Here is a 20,024-nt window from a genome sequence, read left to right on the forward strand (position 1 = left end):
CCTATATCCGTTACAGATAATAAACTTCATTTCAAACTTGGCAGGATGGTATTTGGAATACAAATAAATGATAGATTCCAGCAGGATGAGGTAGATGCGGTTTTATCATATCTTGCCGAATCTGAGATTTTGGATGACAGGGCTGTCAACACTCTTATTAAAGATGGCTACTACATAGATACATACAGACCCTGCTATGCTACGCTTGTTCCCAGGATGATAAGAGGTAAATACAGAGTATATTTACATTTAACCATCGAAGGCAAGGCAAAACCTAAATATGATAGATTTGGCAGTCCAAGACATAAGTTCGGCAAAGGAATGATAGGTGCTGATATAGGGACACAGACTGTTGCTTATACATCTAATACTGAGGTAGGTTTGAAGAATCTTTCAGAGCGTGGCAACAGTATTCAGACTTCTGAGAGAAAAGAACGTCTGCTTTACCGTGCTATGGATAGGTCAAGACGTGCGACTAATCCTCAGAATTATAATGATGATGGTACTGTTAAAAAAGGTCGTAAGACTTGGAGATATTCTAATCATTATAAGAAGCTGAAAACAAAGCACTCTGAACTATGTCGCATCAATGCCATAAACAGACAGCTTGCAATAAATGAAGACGCTAACCATTTAAGAAGTCTTGGAGATGTATTTATCACAGAACCTAAAAATGCAGGCAGGCTTATGAGACGAGCCAAAGAAACTACGGTCAATAGTAAAGGCAAATTTAATAGGAAAAAGCGTTTTGGCAGATCCATAAAGAATAGATGTCCTTCTGGGTTTCAAGCTGCTGTAGAACAGAAATTCAAGGTATCAGGTGGTATATATATTGAAGTATCTAATGATTATAGAGCTTCACAGTACGACCATACTATTGATGACTATATTAAAAAGAAACTATCTGAGCGAATGTATAAGCTGCAAGATGGTACTGAGGTACAACGAGACTGGTATTCATCATTCCTATTATACTGTTACGATTACAGAACCAAAGGTATAGATAAAAACAAATGCATTTCTGAATTTGATAAGTGTTACAGCAAAGAAAGAGCCCTAATCGAATGGATTAAGGCTAACGAGATCAAGGTATTAAATAGCGGAATTAAGACAGCGTAAAACATATTCAGGGAGATTGACTATACTTCCTTACGAAAGTAGAAATTTACCGTTAATGTGGTCGTTGGACTGCTTGGTAATGAAAGTTCTGATTCAAATAGATTTACACTTGTAACTCCAAAGTCTGAAAATGATGTACGATTACAAGCTACACTTGGCAATCAGAACCCCGCGGGCTTGCCCGTGGGAGTAGTCAGTTTCATAGGTATTGCTAGGGGATTAAGTAAGATGCTGGTGATTAAGAGCGGATCTATCGAGACAACAGGAACAATGATGATGATTATTTCATTATCATTCGGTGCTGTAATAGGAGAATTGTTAGATTTAGATGGTAAGATGACGCATTTTGGTGAATGGCTGAAGATAAAAACAGGTAATGCAAAGGATAATAAGTTTGTAGATGGTTTTGTGACAGCTTCATTAACAGTCTGTATTGGCGCTATGGCTGTTGTTGGGGCTATTGAAGACGGGGTTCATGGAAATCATTCTATTCTTTTCGCAAAAGCAATACTTGATTTTGTGATTATTCTTGTGATGAGTGCCACCCTTGGTAAGGGATGCTTATTTGCTTTTGTACCTGTTGGATTATTTCAGGGAACAATCACTCTTTTATCAAGAATGATTAGTCCTTTTATTACTGCATCAGCTATGAGTGCTCTCTCATATATAGGTTCAATACTGATATTTTGTGTCGGTGTTAATCTGGTATTTGATACAAAAATTCGTGTTGCTAACCTTTTATCAGCTTTAATTGTTGCATGTATATGCACTGTTTTCGCATTGTAAGAAACTTTTACTTGCATTTCTTTTTGTTTTTTGTAGAATATTTATGAGGAGTGACGGCGATGGAAAACAAGATTCGATTAAGTCCTAAAAGAATTCTTAATAAAGAATTTTCTATTGAGACAAAAGGCTATAGTGCAAATGAAGTAGATAGTTATCTTGATATTGTGAAAGAAGATTATCTGAATTTTCAATCTATGTTGAATGAATCTTATGATGAAATTGAAAGTCTTCAAAAAGAGAATGCAGCTTTGAGAAGAAAACTCAATGAATTATTAAGAGAAAGACAGGATCAAAGAGATAGTGCACACGTCATGGAAGAGAGCTTGAATAACAATGTCGATGTCCTCAGACGTATTTCTCAATTAGAAAGAGAAGTCTATCATAAAAATAAAGATTAATATAGTCTGCGAGAACTGATCGCTGGAAACAGAGGAAAGTCCGTGCTGCCACTATCTGAGATGATAGTAGTGATCGTGCTGAGGCCAATAACCTCAGGCAGAAATGACAACGGTGAACGCCTAAGTCGTAAGATATGGAACTAGCCATAAAGTGCCACAGAAACGAATACTGTTAGAAATGACAGAGTGAAAAGGGGTAAACTTCGCGAGGCAGAAACCCAAATTTTGGTAGGGGAGTCTAGCAAAAGGAATTGAACGGATGCTAGGTAGAGAAATCTAAGATAAATGATGAGTTGAAAAACAGAACACGGCTTATAAGAGCAGACTCATAGATGGTTTCCATTGGGAACCGTCTTTTTTTGTGTATCTATAATAGTTGTAAAATGAGACTATTTGTGGTTAAATAGACTTGATATGAATGCAAGGAGGCTTAGAGATGAATATTAGTGAAATAATTAAACAGAAAAGAGAAGAAAAAGGATTATCTGTGGAGGAATTATCTTCTCAGACAATGCTTTCAATCGCAATAATTAATGATTTAGAAAATGGCAACTTTGACCATTATCAGGGTGAAGAAGCCTATATGAAGATGTATTTAAGAAAAATCTGCCGTGCTCTTGATATAAATGAAAAAGAAGTGCAGAATGAATATTTAAATTTAACTCAGAAAATTGAGTTAGAAGAATTACAGGAAGCAGAAGCACAGAGTGAGAATACAAAGAAAAAGTTATCTGCAGATGAGGAAAAAGCAAAAGCTTTCCGTTTTGAAAAGCCTTCATTTACAAATAATAAAGGTGTAGTAGGTGATAAGAGTCATTTGAATGTGATTAGAGTAATTATTATTATATTACTTGTTGCGATGATTTTCTGTGTAGGTTTCTTTGCGATTAGTAAAACAAAGTCTAAGGCAAATGTACCATCATTTACAAGTAATCAGCAGACTGCAGCAGGTGAAGTAACTAAGAAGCCTTCTAAAAAGAAAACTGAAAAGAAGAAAGAAGAAGTTGTACCTGCAGTGACTTATACAAGAAATAGTGATTTAAATTATAATTTTAAATTAAAGGATCCAAATGCACAGACTTTTAAATTAAAGGTTGAATATTCTAAGAAGTGCTGGGGTAGTCTTTATGTAAACCGTACTAAATACACTAAGTTTGAAGGTAAGGTTTATAATGAAGGCGACAGTGTTGAAGTAACACTAAATACAGCAGACTTTAGCACATTAAGACTTGTAAGTGGTGAACAGTCTGGTGTTAAGGTATATGTGGATGATGTAGAAGTTCCATTAACTGATGAAGAAAAGGCTGAAACAGGACTTAAATATACTAATTTAACATTGGAGAAGTAAGATGAATTTACCAAATCGTTTAACAGTAACACGTTTATGTCTTGTGCCAGTATTTATCGCATTATATTTATGTCCTTATTTTACAGATATCAGTGTGCCTCAGATTCATATTCTCTTTACTGATATCTCTGTCATTCAGTTATTAGCTTTTATTGTATTTTTAGGAGCATCTCTTACAGACTTTCTAGATGGTTATCTTGCAAGAAAAAATCATCTTGTCACTACTTTTGGTAAGTTTGTGGATCCTATTGCGGATAAGATGCTTGTGAATTCAGCACTTATTCTTCTTACTTGGAACAATAAGATGTCAGTCATTGCCTTAATCGTTATGCTTTTAAGAGATACTTTCGTGGATGGTGTACGTCTTGTTGCGTCTAGTTCTAATAGAGTTCTTGCTGCTAGTATTTATGGAAAACTTAAGACAGTCACTCAGATGGTGGGTATTTGTCTTCTCTTATTAAATAATCCAATCTTTGCACACTGGGATATCCCATTTGCGAATTATGTCATTAATATCGCAGCATGTGTTTCATTATTATCTGGTATTGATTATTTCTGGAAGAATAGAGATTTAATCATGGAGAGTATGTAATATGGAAGATTTAGTTAGATTGTTGATAAAAAAGAATGTAACAATTTCTAGTGTTGAAAGCTTTACAGTAGGAAACTTTGCAGCAACTCTTGGATCAGTTCCAGGAGTTTCTGCTGTTTATAAGGGAAGTCTTGTCAGTTATCAGACAATTATTAAGCATCAGGTATTAGGTATCCCTCAGGAAGTGATTGATACCTATGGTGTAGTATCGAATGAAGTAGCAGGCCTTATGTGTATCAATGGACAGAAGATGTTCGAGACAGATCTTTGTATTTCATTTACAGGTAATGCAGGTCCAGATGCTATGGAAGGCAAGAAGGTCGGTTTGATATATATTGGAATTGCCTATAAGGATGAAGTTCATACATATGAATATGAACTAGAAGGCAGCCGTAAACAGATTGTAGAACAAGCTCTTGCAATCGGAAAAATGAAGATTTCTGAAATTTTGAAGTAATTTATAAATAATTGTCGTATGAATATGTATGGAGGTATATGTTTATGGCGAAGGAAAAGAAAACTGCAGTCAAAGATACTGATGCAGCATTAGATGATGCAATCAGTCAAATTGAAAAGAAATTTGGTAAAGGGTCTGTTATGCGTCTTGGAGACCGTACAGCAGTGGATGTAGACGTCATCCCTTCAGGCTCTTTAACTCTTGATAAAGCATTAGGTATTGGTGGTTACCCTAAAGGTCGTATTATCGAAATATATGGTCCTGAATCAAGTGGTAAGACAACTCTTACATTACATGCGATTGCCCAGGCACAAAAGCAGGGCGGTAAAGCAGCATTCATTGATGCTGAACATGCTATTGATCCTGTTTATGCAAAGAATTTAGGTGTTGATATTGATGAATTGATTCTTTCACAGCCAGATAGTGGTGAACAGGCGTTAGAGATTGCTGAAATGTTGGTACGTTCTGGTGTGATTGATTTGATTGTTATTGACTCGGTTGCAGCTCTTGTTCCACAGGTGGAATTAGATGGTGAAATGGGAGATGCAGCAGTTGGTTTACAGGCACGTTTGATGAGTAAGGCTTTAAGAAAGCTTTCAGGTGTTATGAATAAGACAAACTGTACAGTGATCTTTATTAACCAGCTACGTGAAAAGATTGGGGTTATGTATGGAAATCCAGAAACAACAACAGGTGGTCGTGCCTTGAAGTTTTATTCTTCTGTACGTGTAGAAATTAGAAGAAGTGAACAAATCAAACAGAATGGCGAAATTATTGGTAATAAAGCCAATATCAAGGTTGTTAAGAATAAAGTAGCACCTCCATTTAAGACAACTCAGGTTGATATTATCTATGGTAAAGGTATTTCACGTGATGGTGAAATTCTTGATTTAGCAGTAGAAGGCGATATTGTAGAAAAATCAGGAGCATGGTATGCCTATAATGGTGAGAAGATTGGACAGGGAAGAGAAAATGCGAAAAACTTCCTTATTGAACATCCAGCTATCTTTGAAGAAGTGGAAGAAAAAGTCAAAGCACAGCTTTTTGGCACTGAAGAAGTGGCTGAAGCTGCAGAATAGTCTCGTTTAACAGGCGGAATATTCCGCCTTTTTGTGAAATGTGGTGTAATATGAAAAAAACAGAACAGCTTATAATCAATACATTCTTAGAACTTGTTGAAGAAAAACCTCTTGATAAGATCACGATTCAGGATATTGCGGATAAATGTGGTATTAATAGAAATACCTTTTACTATCATTTTGATGATATTTATTCTTTAATTGAATCTGTCTTTAATAATCATGTTATCACCATTGAACGGATGTTTGAAGAAGGTGCTTCCTGGAGTGAATGTTCTGAGGTTGCTTTGAAATTTTTAGTGGAAAATCGTCGCGCCATTAGACATATTGCGTTTTCAATGAACCGTAATCAGTTAGACCATTATCTGTACGTAGTATTTAAAAGAATATTTACAGAATATTTATTGGATAACTTTATTGTGGATATATCAGATGAAAAATTTGATAATCTCATATGGTTTTACACATATGCGATTATGGGATGCATAGATTATAATTTTATTGAAAATAACAATGATATTGAATTAGAAGCACTTCTAGATAAGTTTAATACCACATTATTGATGACAAATCCCCTTAAAGCAAGTAAGCAGTCCAGATAGAAGACTGCTTTTTTACGTTAATGTATGATTGAAAAGTGAATATAAATACATTATAATATAACTAGTGCTTTTTAGCACTTTTATACATAGGACACGGAGGGCTTTTATATGAATTTAATTAAAGTCTTGACCTATGTTCTTGTGTTTGTCTTAGGTGCAGGATGTTATTATATGTATATCCGTTTGAAGATTTCTAAAGCAAATGCAGATGCCAAAACAATTGTTGAAGAAGCTAATACAAAAGCAGACAATCTCATTAAAGAAGCAACGCTTGATGCAAAAACAAAAGCTTATGAATATAAGCTTGAAGCTGAAAAAGAAGCAAAGCAGCAGCGCTTAGAATTGACTAAGTTTGAAAATAAGCTATTACAACGTGAACAGAACATCGACCGTAGAGATATTTCTTTACAGGGAAAGGAAGATGCTCTTGAAGCAAGAAGCCAACAATTAAATAAGAAAAAGGCGGAACTAGAGGTCAAGGAAGAAAAGCTACAACATCAGATTGATGAAAAAGTAGCCGAACTTGAAAAAATTGCAGCTATGTCTGCACAGGAAGCAAAAGCTGAACTCTTTAAACAAGTAGAACAGCGTATGGAGACTGAGGTCACTGCTTATATCAAAGAACAAGAAGATGAAGCAAAGACTAAAGCTTCATTATTTGCAAAGGATATTATTGCGAATGCCTTGAATCGTTATTCTCAGGAAGAAGTCATTGAACGCACAGTCAGTGTAGTAGCACTTCCAAGTGAAGAAATGAAGGGACGTATTATCGGTCGTGAAGGTCGTAATATTAAGGCAATTGAAAATGCAACTGGTGTAGATTTAATTATCGATGATACTCCAGAAGTGATTACATTATCATGTTTTGATCCAATTCGTCGTGAAGTGGCTCGTTTATCACTTGAAACACTTATTCATGATGGACGTATTCAGCCAGGACGTATTGAAGAAGTAGTCACTAAGACTAAGAAGGATTTAGATGATACTATTTTAAAGGCAGGGCAGGATGCTGTCTTTGAATTAGGATTATCAAGAATGAACAAAGAACTTGTCATGATGATTGGTAAGTTAAAATATCGTACAAGTTATGGTCAGAATGCTTTACAGCATTCAATTGAAGTGGCTCATTTTGCAGGTATTATGGCCTCTGAACTTGGATTAAATCAGCAGCTTGCTAAACGTGCTGGTTTATTACATGACTTAGGTAAAGCAGTAGACCATGAAATGGAAGGAAGCCATGTTGAATTAGGTGCTAAATTTGCTAAGAAATTTGGAGAAAATGCAACTGTAATCAATGCGATTGAATCTCATCATGGTGATGTTCCAGCAACATCTATCATTGCAGTACTCATCTCTGCAGCAGATACATTATCAGCTGCAAGACCTGGCAGTAGAAGTGAAAAAATTGAAAATTATATCCAGAGACTTGAAAAACTTGAAGAATTACCTAAACAGTTTGAAGGTGTGGATAAGGTATTTGCTATCCAGGCAGGTCGTGAAATTAGAGTTATCGTTAATCCAGAAAAGATTGATGACTTAAAAGCACATAAGCTTGCAAGAGATGTCAAAGAAAAGATTGAAACCGAACTCACTTACCCAGGACATATTAAAGTAACTGTGATCCGTGAGATTCGTGCTAATGAAATAGCTAAGTAGATAGGGTCCAACCTATCTACTTTTTCTTTAAGGATGTGAATAAAATGAATATATTATTTATAGGAGATATTTTTGGCAAGACAGGACGTAAGATGATTGCGACATATCTACCAAAAATTGTAGAAAAATATAGTGTTGAATGTGTCATTGCGAATGGTGAGAATACAAGCCATGGTAAAGGATTATTACAGAAACATTATGATGAATTACTGTCTTATGGTATTTCTTTAATAACTATGGGCAATCATACTTATTCAAAGAAAGAAATCTTTGATTATATTGATGAAGCAGACAAGCTAATTGTCCCACTCAATAAGCCACTTGCAATGCCAGGAGTAGGTTCTAGAGTCATTGAGGTAAAAGGTAAAAAAATAAGAGTGACTAATTTACTTGGTCTTACTTTTATGGATGGAAAACCTCAAAATCCATTTGAAGCTATTGAGCCTGTACTAGAAAATGATAGCAGTGATATCCATATCATTGACTTCCATGGTGAAGCAACAAGTGAAAAAATAGCCTTTGGTTACTATGTAGATGGACGTGTCAGTGCAGTATTAGGTACTCATACACATGTTCCTACTGGTGATGAAAAGATTCTTCCAAAGGGCACAGCATTCCAATGTGATGTTGGGATGACTGGACCATATGAAAGTGTTATTGGGTGTGAAAAAGAAGCAATTATTGAACGTAGTGTTAAGGGTATTATGACACCTTTTAGAGTTGTTGAAGATGAGGGACAGCTTTGTGCAACATTGCTTCATTTTGATGGAAACAAGTGTACAAACATTGAAAGAATCAGAATTGATCCACAGGTAAAGTTCAAGTAAAAACAAGAGAAAGCGTCTTCACATTTTGTGAAGAATACAGTATAATAGTTCTAGTTATTGAAGGAGGACAAGTTTTTTATGGCTAAATGTAAAATTTTAATGCAGACTGCACAGGTGCAAAAGCTAGTTACTTTTTTTGATGGATATAAGGATGATAAGGTAGAATTGAAGTATGTAAGTAAAGCTGGTATTAAGGCTACTTTCGAATGTGAAACAGAATTATCACCAGAAGACGCTGCCTCTCATTGTAAGTCTTTATTCAAGAAGACTCCAGAAGGAAGTTATATGTACTTCTCAATCCAGCCTGATGGATTCTTTGGATAAGAGTAATTTTATGGCACAGGTTAAATCCTGTGCCTTTTTTTGATAGAAGGGGGATCTTATGGATATAAATGTGATTATTGGACAGATGGTTGTATTATTTGTATTAATGGGGTTAGGCTTTTTATTATATCGAGTAAATATTTTAGATTTGAATACAAATAGTAAACTCACATCTCTAGTTTTATCGGTCACGACACCATGCATGGTATTGAATTCTGTATTATGTACAGAAAAATATAGTGACTCAAAAACAATTTTCACTATTTTAGGTATTGCGATCATTACTTATGTTATTACACCTTTTATTGGATTGTTTATTAATAAATTGTTACATGTCCCAAGTAATCAAACAGGTCTTTATGTCTTTATGACAGTATTTTCTAATATTGGCTTTATTGGTTATCCTATTATGAAAGCTATATTTGGAAACGATTCTATTTTCCATACATCTTTATTTGGCATGGTATTTAATATTATGTTATTTACTTTAGGTGTCTATTTGATTGGAATTGGCCAGCAGGGAAGCAATAAACTGAATTTTAAGAATTTAATTACACCAGGTGTGATTTGTTCTTTCTTAGCGCTTATTCTCTATTTATTGCATATAAGAGCACCTAAGATTATCACAGACTTTACAGGTATGGTAGGAGATATGACAACACCTCTCGCGATGATTATTATCGGTGTCACACTTGGGGCAATGAATATTAAAGATGTATTTAATGAACTACGTGTTTATATTTATACAATAATAAAGCAGTTAATTTTCCCTGTCATTGCTTATCCTGCAATTGCATTTTTAATCAAAGATAGTTATTTAAGAGGATTGACTTTGATTATGTTATCTATGCCGGTAGGAAGCTCTGCAGTATTATTTACGAATAAATATGGTGGAGATAGTGGGCTAGCAGCCAAGACAATATTTATGACAACATTAATATCTGTTTTCACTATTCCACTTGTTGTCTATATGTTTTTAATTTAAAACTTTTACCCTAATTTAGGGGGTTTTTTTTATGAGGGGTATTTGTTATAATGGTGTCGAAAAGGAGCGTTTATGAAAGATTATAGTAAATATTTTAAAGGTCCTTCTTTAAAGGATGCACGTTCTAGAGGTCGTACTGAAGTACAGCATTTAGATGATGCATTTGAGATTCCTGCAGATATGGTGGGAATTGGCAAAGGACAGACATATTATATCCAGACTTATGGATGTCAAGCGAATGAAAGAGATACTGAAACATTATCTGGTATCTTAGAAATGATGGGGTATACTCATACTGATGAAGTAAAACAGGCAGATGTTGTATTATTAAATACATGTGCTATTAGAGAAAATGCAGAAGAAAAAGTATTTGGTAAGATTGGTTACTTGAAGAATATCAAGAAGACTAGACCAAATCTAATCTTTGGTGTATGTGGCTGTATGGCACAGGAAGAAGTGGTTGTGAATAAGATCTTAGAGAAATTCCCGCAGGTTGATCTTATTTTCGGTACACATAATATCCACCGTCTTCCAGTTTTATTAAAACAGGCAATGTTAGAAAAAGAACTTGTTCTTGAAGTCTGGTCTAAGGAAGGGGATGTTATTGAAAATCTTCCAAGTCATCGTGCCAATAACTACAAGGCATGGGTGAATATCATGTATGGATGCAATAAGTTCTGTACTTATTGTATTGTCCCTTATACAAGAGGTAAGGAACGTTCTCGTGAATTAGATGAAATTATCAAGGAAGTGGAAGAATTAAAGAATAGTGGTTATAAAGAAATCACATTACTTGGACAGAATGTTAATTCTTATGGTAAGGATTTAAATAACGATACAAGTTTTGCAACATTATTAGAAGCTGTTGCAAAGACTGGTATTGATCGTATTCGTTTTACAACAAGCCATCCTTGGGATTTTAATGCGGATATGATTGATATTATCGCTAAGTATGATAATATCATGCCTTCTATTCATTTACCTGTTCAGTCAGGGAATGATGAAGTTTTAAAGCTTATGGGTAGACGTTATTCAAAGGAAAGCTATTTGAAGCTATTTGATATGATTAAAGAAAAGATTCCTGATTGTACTATTACAACAGATATTATTGTTGGTTTCCCTAATGAAACAGAAGAACAATTCCAGGATACTTTATCTTTATATAACTATTGTAAGTATGATTTAGCTTATACATTTATTTATTCACCTAGAGAAGGGACTCCAGCTGCAAAGATGGAAGATAATGTTCCTCTAAGTGATAAGGAACAGCGTTTATATCGCTTAAATGAATTAGTGAATAAGTATGCTAATGAAGCAAATCAGAAATACTTAGGACAGGTTGTTAAAGTACTTGTAGAAGGTCCTTCTAAGAAGAACCCAGATGTTTTATCAGGTTATACAGAACATAACAAACTTATTAACTTTAAAGGTGATGCTTCAATGGTTGGTCAGATTGTAGATGTTCGTGTAACTGAAGCGAAGACATGGGCATTGACTGGAGAACAGCTTGAATCAAATAACTAAGAATAAAGCAGATTCTTTGAATCAATTAATTCTAAATAATCCTCTTATTCAGGAATTTAAGAAGTATGAAAAGACTTTAAGAGAACATCCTGAATTATTATCTTTAGAAGATGAAATCAAACAAGAGAGCCAGATTATTCTTAAAAAGAAGGCTCTTGGTGAATTAACTGATGAAGAGTTAAAAGTCTATCAAGACAAAAAAGCATACTTTGAGAATCATCCTTTGATTGTCAATTATTTGAATCTAAAAAGTGAAGTTAATGATTACCTTATACAAGTTGAAACAATCATCAATGAAGAATTATTAAAAGCTATTGACTAAATGTTTTTAAATGTTTATTATTGAACTAATTTATATAAAAAGGAGATTATTATGGCACATATTTTTAATGAACCCTCACACACTTTTAATGAATATTTATTAATTCCTGGTTATTCTAGTGAAGAATGCCAGCCACAGAATGTTAGTTTAAAGACACCTTTAGTTAAATTCAAGAAAGGTGAAGAACCAGCACTTTCATTAAATATCCCTCTTGTATCTGCAGTTATGCAGGCTGTATCTGATGATGGTATGGCAGTTGCTTTAGCAAGAGAAGGTGGATGTTCATTTATCTACGGTTCACAGACAATTGAATCACAGGCAGCAATGGTAAGACGTGTTAAAAACTATAAGGCAGGTTTCGTACCAAGTGATTCTAACTTAAGCGCTAATGATACATTAGCAGACGTTCTTGCACTTAAAGAAAAGACAGGTCATTCTACTATGGCTGTTACTGAAGATGGTACAGCAAATGGCCGTTTAGTTGGATTAGTGACTGGTAGAGATTACCGTGTCAGCCGTATGGATGAAAACGAAAAAGTTGTTGATTTTATGACACCTTTTGATAAGTTAGTATGCGGACATAAAGATATTACTTTAAAAGAAGCAAATGATATTATCTGGGAAAACAAATTAAATGCTTTACCAATTATTGATGATGATAACAGACTTCTTTATTTCGTATTCAGAAAGGATTATGAATCAAGAAAGTCAAATCCTAATGAATTATTAGATGAATCTAAACGTTATGTAGTTGGTGCTGGTATCAACACTAGAGACTTCGCAGAAAGAGTTCCTGCATTAATTGAAGCAGGTGTAGATGTATTATGTATTGACTCTTCTGAAGGTTACTCAGCTTGGCAGGCTAACACTATTGCATGGATCAGAGAACATTATGGTGATACTGTAAAAGTTGGTGCTGGTAACGTTGTAGATGGTGAAGGATTCAGATTCTTAGCAGAAGCTGGTGCTGACTTCATCAAGATCGGTATCGGTGGCGGTTCTATCTGTATTACTCGTGAACAGAAAGGTATCGGTAGAGGTCAGGCTACTGCAACTATTGAGGTTGCTGAAGCAAGAAATGCATATTTCAAAGAAACTGGTATTTATATTCCTATCTGTTCAGATGGTGGTATTGTTCATGATTATCATATGACTTTAGCTTTAGCTATGGGTTCTGACTTTATTATGTTAGGTCGTTACTTCTCTCGTTTTGATGAATCACCAACTAACAAGGTGAACATCAACGGTCAGTATATGAAAGAATACTGGGGTGAAGGTTCTGCACGTGCTAGAAACTGGCAGAGATATGACTTAGGTGGAGATAAGAAGCTTTCATTTGAAGAAGGTGTAGATTCTTATGTGCCATATGCTGGTAGCTTAAAAGATAACGTTGGTTTATCATTAAGCAAGATGAAACATACAATGTGTAACTGTGGTGCACTTACAATTGCTGAATTACAGGAAAAAGCAAAGATCCAGCTTGTGTCTGCTACTTCAATTGTTGAAGGTGGCGCACATGACGTATTGTTAAAGGATTCTTCAAATTCAGGTAACAGATAATAGGAGGATGGAAGGGATATTATTCCTTCCATTTTTTTGACTTTAAGGGATGGGTATTTATGCAAATTAATAAAGAAAGACTAGTTCAGACATTTTGTGAAATGGTATCTATTGATAGTGAATCTTATCATGAAAAGAAGATGAAAGACTATTTAATGAATATTTTTAAAGAGTGTCATATGGAATGCATAGAAATGCCTATAGAAGGCTTTGAAGCAGGTAATATTTATGCTGTTTTAAAAGGCCATACAAACAAAGAACCTCTTATGTTTTCAGGACATATGGATACTGTTTCACCAGGTAAAGGAAAACAGGCCATTATTCATGAAGATGGGCGCATTACAAGTGACGAGACAACAGTGTTAGGTGCTGATGATGTAAGTGCTCTTGCTTCTTATATTGAAGCCATTCGTACAATAAAAGAGAATGATCTTCCTCATGGAGATATAGAACTTGCTATTAGTGTTGCAGAAGAGCCTTATGATGTGGGAAGTGCTTATTATGACTTTAGTTGTATCAAGTCACGTATTGCTTATACATTTGATTTAGCAGGACAAGTAGGTCTCGCAGCCTTAGAAGCACCTTCTATTATTTCATTTAAGGTTAATGTAAAAGGTAAAAGTGCTCATGCAGGTTTTAATCCTGAAGATGGAATTCATGCTTTAAAGATTGCAGCAAGTGCTATGTATCGAATTCCTAATGGTCATGTCAATGATAAGACTACAGTGAACTTTGGTACAATTCAGGGTGGAGAAGGAAGAAATATTGTTCCTAGAGAAGTCGTTATCACTGGAGAAATAAGAAGTTTTGATCATCAGGATGCATTAAAATGGAGTAAACATATTCATACTGTTTTTAAAGAAGAAGCCAATAAAGAACATGCTTCTATAGAGTATGATGATTATGTACACATTGAAGCTTATAAGATCAATGAAGATGAAGAAGTTGTTGAACGTTTTAAACATGCATGTCATAATCTTCAATTAACACCTCGCCTTATTTCTACACATGGTGGATCTGATAATAATAGATATGTGAAAGAAGGCATTAGAGGAATAGTTGTGGCTTGTGCGATGAATGATTGTCATAGTGTAAGTGAATATACAACAATAGATGAATTAGAAAAGAGTGCTCTCTTAGCATTACATCTTATGATTGGTTAAAAATATGCTATAATGAGGGAGTTAGGAGTGAGTATCATTTTGAAAAAAGAAAAGTACTCTCCCATGATGGAGAAATATTTAGAATTAAAAAAAGATCATCAAGATGCTATTGTGATGTATCGTATTGGTGATTTCTATGAAATGTTTTTTGATGATGCAGCTATTGCCTCAAAAGCATTAAATCTTGCTTTAACAGGTAAAAATGCAGGTGTTAAAGAACGCGTACCAATGTGTGGTGTACCATTTCATGCTGCAAGTGGTTATGTAGAAGAATTGGTCAAACAAGGACATAAGGTTGTTATTGTAGAACAACTATCTGATCCTAAAGCTAAAGGTCTTGTAGAAAGAGGTGTTGTTCAGATTGTTACACCTGGTACTTTAATGGACTTTAAGTTAAATGAGAAGGTGAATAACTTTATTGGGGCTTTAGGTGTATTTGATTTCTCTTATACACTTGCTTATGCTGATTTATCTACAGGGGAATTTTATTGTTTAAACCTAGAAAAGAAGGAACATCTATTACGTAATAAGATTGAATCATTAGGTATTAAAGAAATCGTTGTAGAAGATGATTCTATTCATATTGATGGAGTGATGATGTCTCCTTTTAAGAATGAGACAATTAAAGATAACTACAAGAAAATCTTTGATAATATCAATGATTTAAAACAAATCAAGGTCTGTGCTAATTTATTGAATTATTTAATTGATACTCAAAAGAGAGAATTAGAATATATCCAGACAATTGTAGAAGTTAAACAGGAAGATTATGTTTATATGGAAAGTGTCACAAAGAAGGCACTTGAACTTACTAAAAATGCGAATAATGAGAAATATGGCACACTATTATGGCTATTAGATCATACACATAGTGCAATGGGTGGTCGTTTATTAAAACAATGGATTGATCAGCCTCTTATTTCTAAAGAGAAGATAGAAGAAAGACTTGATCTTGTAGAAGTATTCATGGATAACCCTCTAGATAGAGATACAGTGACTCATATGATCAATGATATTTATGATATTGAAAAGCTGGCTTCTAGAGTGGCTTTTGGAAATGTGAATGCGAGAGATTTAAAGTGGATCTGTTCTTCTTTAAAGAAAATTCCTGAATTAAAACAAGAACTACTCAGTCTTGATCATCCTAAATTGAATGAACAAGCTATGCAGCTTGTTGATTTGTCTTGTATTATTAATACAATTGATGAAGCAATTGTAGATGATCCACCTTTAGTTATTAAAGAAGGAAATATTATCAAGGATGGATACAATAAAGAGTTGGATGAATTACGTGATATTCGTAAGAACGGTAAGAAATGGTTAATGACTTTTGAGGAAAATGAAAAAGAACGTACAGGAATCAAAGGTCTTAAGATTGGTTATAACCGTGTCTTTGGCTATTATATTGAAGTCACTAAAAGCTATTTGCCTTTAGTAAAGGATGAATTTAACTATACAAGAAAACAGAGTTTATCCAATGCAGAAAGATTTGTCACTCCAGAACTTAAAGATATGGAAAATAAGATTCTTTCAGCGCAGGATCGAATCGCTGCATTAGAATATGAAATATTTACTCAGGTAAGACAATATATTAAGGGTTATGTACATGAAATACAGGATGTTGCAAAGATTGTAGCTAGGATAGATGTGTTTAGTACATTTGCTGATGTATCAAGTTATAATCGTTATGTACGTCCAACATTTAATGATGATCATATTATTCAGATAGAAGAAGGAAGACATCCTGTAGTAGAAAAAGTAATTCCTGAAGAAAGTTATGTAAAAAATGATATATCTTTAGGACAGGATGCTAGAATTATGTTGATCACCGGACCAAATATGGGTGGTAAATCAACTTATATGCGACAGATGGCTTTAATTATGATCATGGCACAAATTGGATGCTTTGTCCCTGCAAAAAGTGCAACTCTTCCAGTCTTTGATGCAATCTTTACTCGTATTGGTGCGAGTGATGATTTAATTAGTGGTCAGTCTACATTCATGGTAGAAATGTTGGAGGCTAATAATGCCTTGAAATATGCGACTGAAAACTCACTTATTATATTTGATGAAATAGGTAGAGGAACAGCGACATTTGATGGTATGGCTTTAGCTCAGGGCATTTTAGAATATATTGCAAGCCATAATCATTCATTGACTTTCTTTTCAACACACTATCATGAATTAACACGTATGGAAGGCACTTCTATTAAGAACGTTCATGCAGGTGCTGATGTATCTAGTGATTCTATTCATTTCCTATATCATATTGAAGATGGCCCCTCTGGTCAGTCATATGGTATCAATGTTGCTAAACTCGCAAAATTACCTGATGAAGTTATTGTACGTGCAGATGCCATATTGAAATCGTTAGAAGACAATAATATTGAAGAGAAATTACAGAATATTGAAGTGACACCAGTTATAAAAACAAGTGCTGTAGAAGAAACACTCAAAGGCATTGATCCAATGAGTCTCTCACCACTTGATGCATTAAGTACATTAATTGAATTAAAGAAAATGTTGTAGGAGAAACTATGGGACATATTAGACAATTAAGTGAAAATCTAGCCAATAAGATTGCAGCAGGCGAAGTTGTTGAACGTCCTGCAAGTGTTATTAAAGAGTTGACAGAAAATAGTATAGATGCTAAGGCTAAAAGTATCACTATTCTAGTAGAACAGGGTGGTACAAGCAAGATGTGTGTGATTGATGATGGTATAGGAATGAATCGTGCAGATGCACTTTTATGCTTTAGTCGTCATGCAACAAGTAAGATTGTAGGTGAAAATGATTTATTCAATATCACTACATTAGGCTTTAGAGGAGAAGCTATTCCTTCTATTGCTTCTATTAGTGTCTTTACTCTTGAAACAAACAATGGTGAAGAAAATACAAAAGTAGAATATGAATTTGGAAAAAGAAAAAATGTAGGTAGTGTGGCAATGAATCGCGGTACGAAGATCACAGTAGAACGTATCTTCCAGAATGTACCTGCAAGACTTAAATATATGAAGTCTATTAATGCGGAATTCGCAGCTATTTATTCTTATGTAGAGCGTCTAGCCCTCGCTCATCCAGAAATTTCTTTTACTCTTATACATGACCATAAAACAATATTCAAGACAAATGGAAGAAATAATTTATTAGAAGTTATTAGTGAAATTTATGGTATTCCTGTTGCAAAAAATATGATTCATGTTGATTTTGGCAATGAAGAGTTTCATGTGGCTGGTTATATATCTAAAATTGATACATCTCGTTCTTCAAAGAATCATATTGTTACTCTAGTGAATCATCGCTATGTCAAGAATATGAAAACGATTAATACAATCAATGAGGTTTATCGTCGTTATTTAGCTGATAAACGTTATCCAATTGCAGTGTTAGAGATTGATGTAGATCCATATCTTGTAGATGTAAATGTTCATCCAGCAAAACTAGAAGTACGTTTCTCTAAAGAAACAGAATTAAAGGAATTACTACTTAAGGGTTTGGAAGAGGCTTTATCCAAAAAGAATCTCACTTATAAACCATCTACTAGAGAAACAGAAAAAGCATCCTTCAAACCAAGTCTTGCACAGATGACTATTCCTCTTGATGAGGTTTTTGAAGAAGTCAAAGAAGAACCAGTTATTGAAACTGTTCATGAAGAAATGCCTGTTTATGAACCCGAAAAAGTAGAAATCAAAGAATCTCCAAAAGAAGAACCACTTAAACCAATTAAAGAAAAAATTAAGGTTATTGGCCAAACAAGAGGTACTTATATTTTAGGAGAAAATGAAAGAGGATTTTATATCATTGACCAGCATGCAGCACAGGAACGCATCAATTATGAATATTTCCTCAATAAGTTTTCTCATCCTGACTTATCCATCCAGCCGATGATTGTTCCTCTTACTTTTGAATATCCTGAAAGTGAATGTCTTGTTATTGATGAACATAAAGGGTTATTGGAAGAAGTTGGAATCCATCTTGAATCATTTGGCCGACATTCATACATTGTGCGTGGTTTACCTTTATGGATGAAAAATATCGATGAGAAGATCTTTATTGATGAAATGATTCAAGAAGTTTTAAATAATCAAAGTGTGGATATTGTTGCTATGCAGGAACATGCTATTGCAACACTTGCATGTAAAGCAAGTGTCAAAGGAAATACATATCTCACAACACAGGATATGCAGACAATTATAGATAATCTTATGCGCTGTGATAATCCTTATGTCTGTCCTCATGGTAGACCAACCATCATATTCTATAGTGATTATGAATTAGAAAAGTTATTTAAGAGGGTTGTAGTATGAAAAAAGTAATTGCGGTATGTGGACCTACAGCTGTAGGTAAAACACGTATGGGTGTTTCTTTAGCTGAAGCACTTCATGGTGAAGTCATTAGTGGTGATTCTATGCAGATCTATCGTACGATGGATATTGGAACTGCCAAAGTAACAGAAGAGGAAATGCAGGGTATTATTCATCATATGATTGATATCAAGAATCCTGATGAAACATTTTCTGTCAGTGAATTTCAAAAAGAAGTTCGTCATTATATCGATACAATCGATATGCCTATTGTGGTAGGAGGTACAGGTCTTTATATCAAAGGTGCTCTTTATGATTACACTTTTGAAGAAACAGAATCTAAGCATGATGAAATAAAAGCAAAGTATGCCCATTATACAAATGAAGAACTACATCAGTATTTGGCGTCCTTTGACCCTCAATCAGCATTAGATCTACATCCTAATAATCGTCAAAGAGTATTACGTGCTATTGAAATTTATGAAGAATCAGGAAAAAGAAAAAGTGATATTTTAGAAGCGCAGGAACATAAGCCTGTTTATGATATTTATTTTGTAGGACTCACACTTCCACGTCCTATTCTTTATGACCGTATTAATAAACGTGTTGATTTAATGATTGAACAGGGATTAGAAGAAGAAGTTAAGAAAATCTATGATTCAGGTTTATCACGTAATGCGCAGTCTATGAAGGCTATTGGTTATAAGGAATGGTTTGATTACTTTGAAGGTTCAAAAACAAAAGAACAGATCATAGAAGAAATCAAGAAACATTCACGTAACTATGCGAAAAGACAATATACATGGTTTAATAACCAATTTGATGTACATTGGTACGATGTCAATCTAGAAGATTTTGATTCCACAATTCACCAAGTATTAAAAGATATCGAAGAATGGTATAAAAAGAGGCTGTAACGGGTAAATAACTCATTATAGTTTCATAAAAAGCAAAAGACGGACCGAGGTCCGTCTTTTG

General features: G+C 34.3%; 19 protein-coding genes and 1 other RNA gene. All 20 read left to right on the forward strand.

Annotated elements, in window-relative coordinates; genetic code table 11:
* A partial coding sequence (locus tag ABUA27_RS06505; protein ID WP_502879689.1) for a nuclease/transposase family protein occupies positions 1 to 1,119 on the forward strand: 1,119 nt, incomplete at its 5' end.
* Positions 1,120 to 1,176: 57 nt separating this feature from the next.
* The gene (locus ABUA27_RS06510) at positions 1,177 to 1,905 is read left to right on the forward strand and encodes a DUF554 domain-containing protein (RefSeq protein ID WP_287968182.1); all 729 of its coding nucleotides are present in this window, start codon (positions 1,177 to 1,179) and stop codon (positions 1,903 to 1,905) included.
* A gap of 59 nt (positions 1,906 to 1,964) precedes the next feature.
* Complete coding sequence (locus tag ABUA27_RS06515) at positions 1,965 to 2,303, forward strand: DivIVA domain-containing protein (protein ID WP_129981980.1); 339 nt, start codon at positions 1,965 to 1,967, stop codon at positions 2,301 to 2,303.
* 11 nt (positions 2,304 to 2,314) lie between these two features.
* An RNA gene (gene rnpB, locus ABUA27_RS06520) (RNase P RNA component class B) lies at positions 2,315 to 2,619 on the forward strand.
* A gap of 120 nt (positions 2,620 to 2,739) precedes the next feature.
* Complete coding sequence (locus ABUA27_RS06525; protein ID WP_161220304.1) at positions 2,740 to 3,651, forward strand: helix-turn-helix domain-containing protein; 912 nt, start codon at positions 2,740 to 2,742, stop codon at positions 3,649 to 3,651.
* 1 nt (position 3,652) lies between these two features.
* Positions 3,653 to 4,243, forward strand: a complete 591-nt coding sequence (gene pgsA, locus ABUA27_RS06530; protein WP_022424178.1) for a CDP-diacylglycerol--glycerol-3-phosphate 3-phosphatidyltransferase — start codon at positions 3,653 to 3,655, stop codon at positions 4,241 to 4,243.
* 1 nt (position 4,244) lies between these two features.
* The gene (locus ABUA27_RS06535; RefSeq protein WP_129981627.1) at positions 4,245 to 4,700 is read left to right on the forward strand and encodes a CinA family protein; all 456 of its coding nucleotides are present in this window, start codon (positions 4,245 to 4,247) and stop codon (positions 4,698 to 4,700) included.
* A gap of 38 nt (positions 4,701 to 4,738) precedes the next feature.
* Complete coding sequence (recA, locus tag ABUA27_RS06540; protein ID WP_432205874.1) at positions 4,739 to 5,779, forward strand: recombinase RecA; 1,041 nt, start codon at positions 4,739 to 4,741, stop codon at positions 5,777 to 5,779.
* Positions 5,780 to 5,829: 50 nt separating this feature from the next.
* Positions 5,830 to 6,381 carry a TetR family transcriptional regulator gene (locus ABUA27_RS06545; protein WP_281079470.1) on the forward strand — a complete coding sequence of 184 codons (552 nt, stop codon included), beginning with the start codon at positions 5,830 to 5,832 and terminating at the stop codon, positions 6,379 to 6,381.
* A 108-nt stretch (positions 6,382 to 6,489) separates the two neighbouring features.
* Positions 6,490 to 8,037 carry a ribonuclease Y gene (gene rny / locus ABUA27_RS06550; protein ID WP_349820431.1) on the forward strand — a complete coding sequence of 516 codons (1,548 nt, stop codon included), beginning with the start codon at positions 6,490 to 6,492 and terminating at the stop codon, positions 8,035 to 8,037.
* A gap of 44 nt (positions 8,038 to 8,081) precedes the next feature.
* Positions 8,082 to 8,864, forward strand: a complete 783-nt coding sequence (locus tag ABUA27_RS06555; RefSeq protein WP_129981631.1) for a TIGR00282 family metallophosphoesterase — start codon at positions 8,082 to 8,084, stop codon at positions 8,862 to 8,864.
* Positions 8,865 to 8,942: 78 nt separating this feature from the next.
* Complete coding sequence (locus tag ABUA27_RS06560) at positions 8,943 to 9,188, forward strand: hypothetical protein (protein ID WP_129981632.1); 246 nt, start codon at positions 8,943 to 8,945, stop codon at positions 9,186 to 9,188.
* Positions 9,189 to 9,246: 58 nt separating this feature from the next.
* Positions 9,247 to 10,173 carry an AEC family transporter gene (locus ABUA27_RS06565; RefSeq protein WP_287845902.1) on the forward strand — a complete coding sequence of 309 codons (927 nt, stop codon included), beginning with the start codon at positions 9,247 to 9,249 and terminating at the stop codon, positions 10,171 to 10,173.
* A gap of 72 nt (positions 10,174 to 10,245) precedes the next feature.
* The gene (gene miaB / locus ABUA27_RS06570) at positions 10,246 to 11,697 is read left to right on the forward strand and encodes a tRNA (N6-isopentenyl adenosine(37)-C2)-methylthiotransferase MiaB (protein ID WP_129981634.1); all 1,452 of its coding nucleotides are present in this window, start codon (positions 10,246 to 10,248) and stop codon (positions 11,695 to 11,697) included.
* Complete coding sequence (locus tag ABUA27_RS06575) at positions 11,681 to 12,019, forward strand: YlbF/YmcA family competence regulator (protein WP_161220306.1); 339 nt, start codon at positions 11,681 to 11,683, stop codon at positions 12,017 to 12,019. Before miaB ends, ABUA27_RS06575 begins: the two co-directional genes overlap by 17 nt.
* A 51-nt stretch (positions 12,020 to 12,070) precedes the next feature.
* Positions 12,071 to 13,579: an IMP dehydrogenase gene (locus tag ABUA27_RS06580; protein WP_129981636.1), complete on the forward strand. Its 1,509-nt coding sequence runs from the start codon at positions 12,071 to 12,073 to the stop codon at positions 13,577 to 13,579.
* A gap of 59 nt (positions 13,580 to 13,638) precedes the next feature.
* The gene (locus ABUA27_RS06585; RefSeq protein WP_129981637.1) at positions 13,639 to 14,742 is read left to right on the forward strand and encodes a M20/M25/M40 family metallo-hydrolase; all 1,104 of its coding nucleotides are present in this window, start codon (positions 13,639 to 13,641) and stop codon (positions 14,740 to 14,742) included.
* A gap of 66 nt (positions 14,743 to 14,808) precedes the next feature.
* Positions 14,809 to 17,271, forward strand: coding sequence for a DNA mismatch repair protein MutS (gene mutS / locus ABUA27_RS06590; protein WP_226793552.1), 2,463 nt, complete (start codon positions 14,809 to 14,811; stop codon positions 17,269 to 17,271).
* An 8-nt stretch (positions 17,272 to 17,279) separates the two neighbouring features.
* The gene (gene mutL / locus ABUA27_RS06595; protein WP_287968175.1) at positions 17,280 to 19,049 is read left to right on the forward strand and encodes a DNA mismatch repair endonuclease MutL; all 1,770 of its coding nucleotides are present in this window, start codon (positions 17,280 to 17,282) and stop codon (positions 19,047 to 19,049) included.
* Positions 19,046 to 19,963 carry a tRNA (adenosine(37)-N6)-dimethylallyltransferase MiaA gene (gene miaA / locus ABUA27_RS06600; protein WP_349820432.1) on the forward strand — a complete coding sequence of 306 codons (918 nt, stop codon included), beginning with the start codon at positions 19,046 to 19,048 and terminating at the stop codon, positions 19,961 to 19,963. The genes mutL and miaA overlap by 4 nt, the downstream gene beginning before the upstream one ends.
* Positions 19,964 to 20,024: the final 61 nt, after the last annotated feature.

It is taken from the genome of Catenibacterium sp. RTP21428st1_D7_RTP21428_210409 (genome assembly GCF_040227455.1).
Classification (GTDB): domain Bacteria; phylum Bacillota_I; class Bacilli_A; order Erysipelotrichales; family Coprobacillaceae; genus Catenibacterium; species Catenibacterium mitsuoka_A.

Coding starts and splice junctions, on each gene's coding strand:
- ABUA27_RS06515 (WP_129981980.1), top strand. CDS start 1,965: ATGGAAAACAAGATTCGATTAAGTCCTAAAAGAATTCTTAATAAAGAA.
- ABUA27_RS06525 (WP_161220304.1), top strand. CDS start 2,740: ATGAATATTAGTGAAATAATTAAACAGAAAAGAGAAGAAAAAGGATTA.
- pgsA (WP_022424178.1), top strand. CDS start 3,653: ATGAATTTACCAAATCGTTTAACAGTAACACGTTTATGTCTTGTGCCA.
- ABUA27_RS06535 (WP_129981627.1), top strand. CDS start 4,245: ATGGAAGATTTAGTTAGATTGTTGATAAAAAAGAATGTAACAATTTCT.
- recA (WP_432205874.1), top strand. CDS start 4,739: ATGTTTATGGCGAAGGAAAAGAAAACTGCAGTCAAAGATACTGATGCA.
- ABUA27_RS06545 (WP_281079470.1), top strand. CDS start 5,830: ATGAAAAAAACAGAACAGCTTATAATCAATACATTCTTAGAACTTGTT.
- rny (WP_349820431.1), top strand. CDS start 6,490: ATGAATTTAATTAAAGTCTTGACCTATGTTCTTGTGTTTGTCTTAGGT.
- ABUA27_RS06555 (WP_129981631.1), top strand. CDS start 8,082: ATGAATATATTATTTATAGGAGATATTTTTGGCAAGACAGGACGTAAG.
- ABUA27_RS06560 (WP_129981632.1), top strand. CDS start 8,943: ATGGCTAAATGTAAAATTTTAATGCAGACTGCACAGGTGCAAAAGCTA.
- ABUA27_RS06565 (WP_287845902.1), top strand. CDS start 9,247: ATGGATATAAATGTGATTATTGGACAGATGGTTGTATTATTTGTATTA.
- miaB (WP_129981634.1), top strand. CDS start 10,246: ATGAAAGATTATAGTAAATATTTTAAAGGTCCTTCTTTAAAGGATGCA.
- ABUA27_RS06580 (WP_129981636.1), top strand. CDS start 12,071: ATGGCACATATTTTTAATGAACCCTCACACACTTTTAATGAATATTTA.
- ABUA27_RS06585 (WP_129981637.1), top strand. CDS start 13,639: ATGCAAATTAATAAAGAAAGACTAGTTCAGACATTTTGTGAAATGGTA.
- mutS (WP_226793552.1), top strand. CDS start 14,809: ATGGAGAAATATTTAGAATTAAAAAAAGATCATCAAGATGCTATTGTG.
- mutL (WP_287968175.1), top strand. CDS start 17,280: ATGGGACATATTAGACAATTAAGTGAAAATCTAGCCAATAAGATTGCA.
- miaA (WP_349820432.1), top strand. CDS start 19,046: ATGAAAAAAGTAATTGCGGTATGTGGACCTACAGCTGTAGGTAAAACA.